This is a genomic window from Streptococcus pseudopneumoniae, from assembly GCF_001074565.1.
Lineage (GTDB): Bacteria > Bacillota > Bacilli > Lactobacillales > Streptococcaceae > Streptococcus > Streptococcus pseudopneumoniae_J.
Genome location: NZ_JUQX01000018.1, coordinates 197,790 through 205,873, shown reverse-complemented (window position 1 = coordinate 205,873; position 8,084 = coordinate 197,790). Strand labels below are relative to the sequence as shown.

At 41.7% G+C, this 8,084-nt stretch carries 4 protein-coding genes; 3 read left to right on the top strand and 1 reads right to left on the bottom strand.

Features of this window, described 5'->3' with window-relative positions; translation table 11 throughout:
• The first annotated feature begins 533 nt into the window (after positions 1-533).
• From glmS to ADI74_RS02570, 3 genes are all read left to right on the top strand, one after another.
• On the top strand, positions 534-2,342 hold the full coding sequence (gene glmS / locus ADI74_RS02580; protein WP_049536830.1) for a glutamine--fructose-6-phosphate transaminase (isomerizing): 1,809 nt from the start codon (positions 534-536) through the stop codon (positions 2,340-2,342).
• A 185-nt stretch (positions 2,343-2,527) separates the two neighbouring features.
• Complete coding sequence (locus ADI74_RS02575; protein WP_049536829.1) at positions 2,528-3,139, top strand: helix-turn-helix domain-containing protein; 612 nt, start codon at positions 2,528-2,530, stop codon at positions 3,137-3,139.
• 41 nt (positions 3,140-3,180) lie between these two features.
• Entirely contained in the window at positions 3,181-3,711 is a 531-nt protein-coding gene (locus ADI74_RS02570) for a hypothetical protein (protein ID WP_065428537.1), read from the top strand.
• Positions 3,712-3,940: 229 nt separating this feature from the next.
• Here ADI74_RS02570 and ADI74_RS02565 read toward each other — a convergent pair whose 3' ends face one another.
• Positions 3,941-7,651 carry a pullulanase gene (locus ADI74_RS02565; protein ID WP_049536828.1) on the bottom strand — a complete coding sequence of 1,237 codons (3,711 nt, stop codon included), beginning with the start codon at positions 7,649-7,651 and terminating at the stop codon, positions 3,941-3,943.
• Between the last annotated feature and the right edge of the window lie 433 nt (positions 7,652-8,084).

Below are 8,084 nucleotides of genomic sequence, written 5' to 3'. Positions count from 1 at the left end.
ATAAAAACACCCCAAAAGTTAGATTTTTTTCTGTCTAACTTTTGGGGTGCAGTTCATCTTCATCTCACTTTTTATTATAAGATCATCACCAAGCTCCAAATCGTAACCAGGATTCACTCACCGATTGTTTTAGTGCTCTGGATATCTCGTAGAAAAAATCCTAAAAAAAGACTAATGAGGAGACGGAATTTATGGACACAAGCTATCTCAGCCCTATTACCAATCCGCAAGGCCTTGTAGTAGCAGAGCCAGGAGGTGCCCATGGGGAAAATCAGACAAGATGGGAAGAGAAGATAAAAGTGCCAAGAAAAATCAAATGGCAAATACCTCCTCTATTCATTATAAGTAATTGATGCTGACTTGCCAGGTATCAAGTGAAATCTTGATAAAATACCAGATAGAAAAACTATACCAATTTTTATCCTTGACAACTGAGAAAAACAAGTATATACTGTCTTTGCTGATTCTGTAAAAGGGAAATCAGACTATACCAATTTAAGGAGAAAGCACAGCTGATCTGTGTCGTATATACTATGTGTGGAATTGTTGGTGTTGTTGGAAACACAAATGCAACTGATATTTTGATTCAAGGGCTTGAAAAGCTCGAATACCGTGGTTATGATTCTGCGGGGATTTTTGTCCTAGGTGGTGCTGAAAATCACCTAGTCAAGGCTGTTGGTCGTATCGCAGAATTGTCTGCAAAGACAGCTGGTGTTGAGGGAACAACTGGTATCGGACATACGCGTTGGGCGACTCATGGAAAACCAACTGAGGACAACGCTCACCCACATCGCTCTGAGACTGGACGTTTTGTCTTGGTCCACAATGGAGTGATTGAAAACTACCTTGAAATCAAGGAAGAATATCTTGCAGGTCACCACTTCAAGGGGCAAACAGATACGGAAATCGCCGTTCACTTGATTGGAAAATTTGCGGAAGAGGATGGTCTCTCAGTTCTTGAAGCCTTCAAAAAAGCTCTTCACATCATCCGTGGTTCTTATGCCTTTGCCTTGATTGACTCTGAAAATCCAGATGTTATCTATGTAGCGAAGAATAAATCACCACTTTTGATTGGTCTTGGAGAAGGCTACAACATGGTCTGCTCGGATGCTATGGCTATGATTCGTGAGACCAACCAATACATGGAAATCCATGACCAAGAGTTGGTAATCGTCAAGGCTGATAGTGTCGAAGTGCAAGACTATGATGGCAATTGCCGTGAGCGTGCTAGCTATACTGCTGAGCTAGACTTGTCGGATATCGGTAAGGGAACTTATCCTTACTACATGCTCAAGGAAATCGACGAGCAACCAACGGTGATGCGTAAACTCATCCAAGCCTACACAGATGAGGCTGGTCAAGTAGTCGTTGTTCCAGCTATCATCCAGGCTGTTCAAGAGGCAGACCGTATTTACATTCTTGCAGCTGGGACATCTTACCACGCAGGATTTGCTTCTAAGAAAATGCTGGAAGAATTGACGGATACACCAGTTGAACTTGGAATCTCTTCTGAGTGGGGCTATGGTATGCCACTTCTCAGCAAGAAACCACTTTTCATCTTTATCAGTCAGTCTGGTGAAACAGCGGATAGCCGTCAGGTTTTGGTCAAGGCTAATGAAATGGGCATTCCAAGCTTGACAGTGACAAACGTGCCAGGCTCAACTCTTTCTCGTGAAGCCAACCATACCATGCTTCTTCACGCGGGTCCTGAAATTGCTGTGGCATCAACAAAGGCCTATACAGCACAAATCGCAGCCCTTGCCTTCCTTGCAAAAGCTGTCGGAGAAGCAAATGGCAATGCCAAAGCCCAAGCCTTTGACCTGGTTCATGAGTTGTCTATCGTAGCTCAGTCTATCGAATCAACTCTTTCTGAGAAAGAAACAATTGATGCTAAAGTTCGTGAGCTTCTTGAAACAACTCGTAATGCTTTTTACATTGGACGTGGTCAAGATTACTACGTAGCTATAGAAGCAAGTCTCAAACTCAAAGAGATTTCTTATATCCAGTGTGAAGGCTTTGCGGCAGGAGAACTCAAGCATGGAACCATTGCCTTGATTGAAGAGGGAACTCCTGTTTTGGCCCTCTTGTCAGATCCAGTCCTTGCCAACCATACTCGTGGAAATATCCAAGAGGTTGCAGCACGTGGTGCTAAGGTTCTCACTATCGCAGAAGAAAATGTTGCTAAAGAGACAGACGATATCGTCCTTACGACCGTTCACCCTTACCTCTCACCAATCTCAATGGTCGTACCAACGCAATTGGTCGCTTACTTTGCAACACTTCACCGTGGCCTTGATGTGGACAAACCACGTAACCTTGCTAAGTCAGTAACAGTAGAATAAGCTAAAAGAGTCTAGTTTGCCATAAGTAGGGTATAATGTAAATATATAACAAATCGGAATTTATAGGGATTTGTATTGAAAAACACATTTGCAACTGCAAGTTGACATATTTCTATATTTTAATGGTGGCTATGCAACCAACGAAATTGTTATGATTGTATCATAAAAGAAAGGAGTGTTGTCAAATGAACATGGCAGACAGAATACAATATTTAAGAAAAACTAAAGGAATATCACAAGAAGAACTTGCTGATAAGGTAGGTGTTTCAAGACAAGCTGTTTCAAAATGGGAAAGTGAACAAAGTACACCTGAGTTAGAAAAAGTAATTATAATGAGTGATTATTTTGGTGTTACTACAGATTATATTTTAAAAGGAATTGAACCCGTAGTAGATAAAGAACAAAAAAATAGAGAATTTGCGAGCAAGGTACTTTATATCTCATCAACAGCCTTTATTGCTATTGGATTGTTTTGTGCATTTGCTGAATGGTATGAAAAACAAACAATGGAAGCTATTTTGGGAGCAATAATTATTCAAGTGGTAGGAATTGTTGGATATTTTATCGCAAGAATATTATCGGAAGAAAAAGCACCGTTTTATGTGAATTGGCTTAATATAATTGGAATTGCTTTTATGCCTACTTCTATGGCTACTGGTTTTATTTCATTGTTGATTTTCAAACAGGGGTGGGTTGCGCCATATCCTATAGGAATATTTCACACTTTGAATTTTATATTAGTTCTATTTGTGATTTTGATTACAAGTTATATTATTTTAAAAAAACAAACAAAATAGCATTTTCTCACCCCTAAATTGTATACTCTAAGGAGAAGAAAATGAAGAAGAAAAATATTATTGCTATGCTGATAGGTATCGTCTTGTCTAGTTCTTTCTTGATACGTACGGTCTTGATCCATCAGGCGAGACAAGCGAAAAAGCAAAACCTGGAACGGATTGCTGCTGTGCAAGAGACGGTTCAGTCTCAAGATCAAAAGAAAGCTGAAGAGCAGAAAGAACACTTTAAAAAGGCATTTGATGGTTTAGATAAAACTTCCATTCTAATGAAAGACTACGATAGCCACACAAAGATTAATGCGGACTACAGTTTTGGTACAAAGGATGGCGTGCACTACCTAGTAGAATTAAAAACAGGTGAGAAAGTAGCTCTGGAAGGTGTGGACAAGGCCTTTCCTTTGTCTGTCAAAAACGAGGACACAAATAGTACGGAGCTTGCCCTAGTTGTCCGTAAAGACCAAGCCTGGTATATGATCGATACAAAGGGTGAGACGATTTACACTTTTGAACAAACAGAATTGACAGAAAACTCGAAGTTAACTTTGAAAGACAAGGAACTGATAGTTGAGTAATTCATAGATTTCGAAAAGTTTTTCCTCTATTATGCTGGGTAAAGATTGATAAATATAAAAAACAACACCCCATTGACTAGAAGATTCTTCTAACCATGGGGTGTTTTTCTATAGGAGGGCTAGTTTATACTCTTTGAAAATCTCTTTAAACCTCGTCAGCTTCGCCTTGCCGTACTCGAGTAAAGCCTGCGGCTAGCTTCCTAGTTTACTCTTTGATTTTCATTGAGTGTTATTTCTTTTTCTTGTTTTTTATCAACCATCCAAGTCCGAGAAGGGCAAGGATACTGAATCCAGCAAGGGCAAGAAGGGATTTGCTCTCGGTTCCTGTGTTTGGAAGGACTTTCTGAGCAAGAGCCTCTGTAGCAGTTTCTTGAGAGTCAGGATTTGCTACTAGGTTTTGGGCTTGGTCTTGTTGGGTTTCCAAGCTAGAAAGATCAAATTCTGGTTTTTCTTCCACAGCTGGGGCGACAATAGCACCACCTTGAGACAAGCGGAGAACAACGGCAGTGAGAGCGTTCAATTTCAAGCCTTTTTCAGTCCATTCGAGACCTTGAGGTTTAGCGATTCCTACTGGTCCGGCTTGGTTTTCATCTGCGAGAACTTCAGCCTTTCTCAAGTGAGCAAAGGCAGTTCCCAAGTTGAATTCGCGAGCCTTACTATCCGCATTGACAAAGACGGCGTAGATATCTCCATTTGGAGCTGTGATTTGGTAGCCGATGACCACATCTTCTTTTTCAACGCCATTTTGTCCTGGAACAGTAATGAGGTGGACGCGCTCTTTGATGTCTTGCAGACTCTTGAGTCGGAAGGCATCTGTCGATTGACGAAGGGCGATCAAACCTTTCATATAGTCACGGCTCTTGACATTTTCAGGATATGCTTTGCCGTCAGTTGCTTTGGTCCAATCAAACTTGTTGACAGCATCACTAGAGTCGTAAGAGTCATGGATAAAGTAAGGATAGACAAATGGCTTGCCGTCCTTGTCACGCAACAAGTGAGACTTGTTTGGAACCTTATCTTCAGGAACAGGAGTCTTATAGGCTGGGTCAAGGAATTGTTTGGTACGTCCATATTCCTGCCCAGAGTGGATAAACGGAGTTCCTTGAGCGGTCAAGACCATGAGATTTCCAAGTCGCAAACGACGATGGATCTCAGCGTAGTTTTCAGCCTTACTTGGGTCTTTTTTGATAGACTGGGCAATGATGTCAAAGAGGGTCAAGTTATCATGGGCTGCGATATACTGGATAACATCTCCAGGACTGTCTGCTTCAAAGTTAGTTGGTTGGGCAATGAGATTTTTAAAGATGGTATTGATATCGCGTTTGCCACCTGTGATAAAGGCAGGTTGGCCTTCGTTTGGATAGCCAGACTTGAGGTTGTTGCGGATGTCGTCTGAAAAGACAGCGACAGTATCTGTTTTCTTCATCCAATCTTGGTCAGCAGGTTGTACAGGCGTATTTTCATCACCAGTATAGGTTCTCCAGCCTTCACCTAGCATGATAAGATTTGGATTAAGGGCGCGTGCAGCCTTGTAAGCTTCTTCGATTGAAGCCGCATCGTGATCACCCATCATATCGAAACGGAAACCATCCACTTTGTAGGTTTCAACCAGATACTTGATAGAGTCTACCAAGACACGTTTAGACATGTAGTGGGTAGTTCCCAGACGGCCGCCTCCAAAGCTAGTCCGTGGTGTTCCGTCTGCATCCATAAAGTGATAGTAGTTTGGCTCAATATCTTCAAAAATATCAACATTGGCAGTATGGTTGTAGACCACGTCCAAGATAGCCCCCATGCCACGTTTGTGGATTTCGTTGATGAGGTTCTTGAATTCGGCAATACGTTTTTCTGGATCTTTAGGATCGCTTGAGTACATACCAGTCAAGGAGAAGTAGTTTTGAGGGTCATATCCCCAGTTGTAGTTGCTGTTGCTTGAAGCATAGGCAGACAAACGTTCATGGTTCTTCAATTCATTGACAAAGTAGTAGGACAAGACTGGAAGGAGTTGGATATGAGTCACACCCAAGTCTTTGAGATAGTCTAGTTTTTCGATAAAGGCTTCAAAGGTACCAAATGGCTTGGTCAAGTCTTTTGCGATGGCAGGATCCGAAGTGAAGTCACGAACATGAGCTTCGTAGATAACGGCATCTTCACGCGATTTGAAGTTGCGAATCTTCCCGTAGGTCAAGTCTTGTGGGCCTAGTTTGGCTGGGTCAACAAAGGCGGCTTTAGCGACTTTATGGGCAGCGTCTGTTTTTGCAAGGTCGCTGTTCCAGGCTGCTAGTGATTTGGCATAAGGATCAAGAACGAGGACAGTTTTACCTTGACGCTCGATCTGGTAGTGGTAGTAGTAGCCAGTGTAGTTGCTGATACCGAGACCAGAGTTTGCATCCAGAGTTTGTTTCCAGGTTCCTTTTTCTCCTTTTTCAAGGGCGACAGTTCCAACTACCTTTTCAGGATCTTTCTTGTCATAGACAACAACGGAAACCTTATCAGCACTTGGAGACCAGAGGGTGAGGTCAACACGCTTGCCATCTTCTTTTAGAGTTGCGCCGAGTGGACCATCGTAACTGTAAGACTCATCCTTGAGGCGCCAGCTTGAACGTGTCGTAAAGCGGTCTGAATCGTAGCTGACTGTGTAAGGGTGTTGGGTGTCAGAGAAGTCTCCGATGTAGGTCACTTTTTTACCTGCTTCATCAACCTCGATATCAGTAATGGTTACTTTGTTCCCTTGATGATCAGTGATATTAGAGCGTTTAAGGATATCGTCTTTCTTAGCTCCAACAAGGGTAGAAAAGCTGCTTTCGATACGAGACTTGGCCACATGTTGGGCACCAGTCATGCGGACATCGTGCACATAGTAGGGATTAGTGTAGATGGTTTCGTCATCATCCTTGAGGAAAATCTGACTGTGATTTTTTAGATCTGTGAATTTATAATCTTCTTTTCTGATTTTCACATCATCGCCTTTCTTGCTTTCGTCTAGTAATAAAAATCCAAATTCTCTTGCAGCTTCATTGAGTGGGATATCAATGTAACGACCATATTTTCCAGTTGCGGTAAAGTCAGTACCGTCAGGCCATTCTCCACTACTTGGATTCTTGACATCGCCCCAATACCAGAGTGATTTCTTGTCATAGTTGCCATCGGTGCGGTAGTAGTTGACACGGACTGTTCCCGCTGGCTGAGGACGGTAGTTGTATACCTTATAGTTTTCATCTAGCCAAGCCTCGTTCATTTTTGGAGAGAGGCGCTCTACTGAACGGTCCCCTGTCAGGTTGTCCCCTTTGGAATTATTGATGAGGAAGCTGACTTTCTTAGCTTGATCATTCTTAAGTTTGACATCGAGATAATAGCCATAGTCATCTTTCTTGGCATCCTTGAAGGACTTGGCTCCATTGGGCCAGTTTTCAGAAGGTTTTTCAACATCGTCCCAAGTCCAAAGGCCTTGAGAATCCTTGTTTTCCTCAGGGAGTTTTTTCACATGGATGCGGAAGTAGTTATCTTCGATTGGTTCTTCAGAACTAGTGTCTGCTTGTGGTTTTTGATCAGAATTTGGCGCCGAAGTGCTGGCATCTACTTTCTTTTCCTTGCTGTTAGGCTGGCTTGTAGTAGCATCTTCTGTTTTAGGTGTTTCTGGTGCTGTAGTAGTTTCTACAGCTGGAGCTTCTTTTTTAGAATCAAGGGAAGCGTTTGCATTCTTTTGTTCAGAAATAGGCGTTTCCTTTTGAGTTTGACTCGTTTCAGTCTCAGTAGGGGCCTTGATCACAGCGCTGGTATTTTCCTGAGTTTGAGGCAGGTTTTCGTTAGCCGAAATAGTTGGCATTGCAGCAGAAAGCAAGACAATGCTAGCACCAATAAGGACAGAACCAGTTCCGTTCTTCAAGGAACGGATACCATAAATTATTTTTTTCTCAGTTTGAGATGGGATCTTTTTCATCACAATTCTCCTTGTGTAGTTGTTCCCTATCAGTATAGCACGAGGTAAACATTAGTGCAAGCGTTTTCCTGATTTTAAGAGAAAATACAATGTTTCATTCTCTTGAAATTTTAAAATAATATATAGGAAAAGATTGTTTAAAAAATGGTAAAAAAACCTTGAAAAATCTTGGGCAATAAGGTATAATAAGAATAATCATTTGTCGTAGGTTTTGTCTGAAATATTGTCCAGACAAGGCTCACAGCAGTTAAATCTTCTGAAAAAGTCAGATTTAGCTGCTCTTTTTGTGCTTTTTTCAGGTTTTTGAGTGCTTGTAACAAAGATTTAAAGATTCTGAAAATTCGTCAAAGGGACACGGTGATAGGGGTTTTTAAAACCATATGACGATTAGAAAAGCCTGATTGACAAGGCTTGGAATTTATTTACAAAGGAG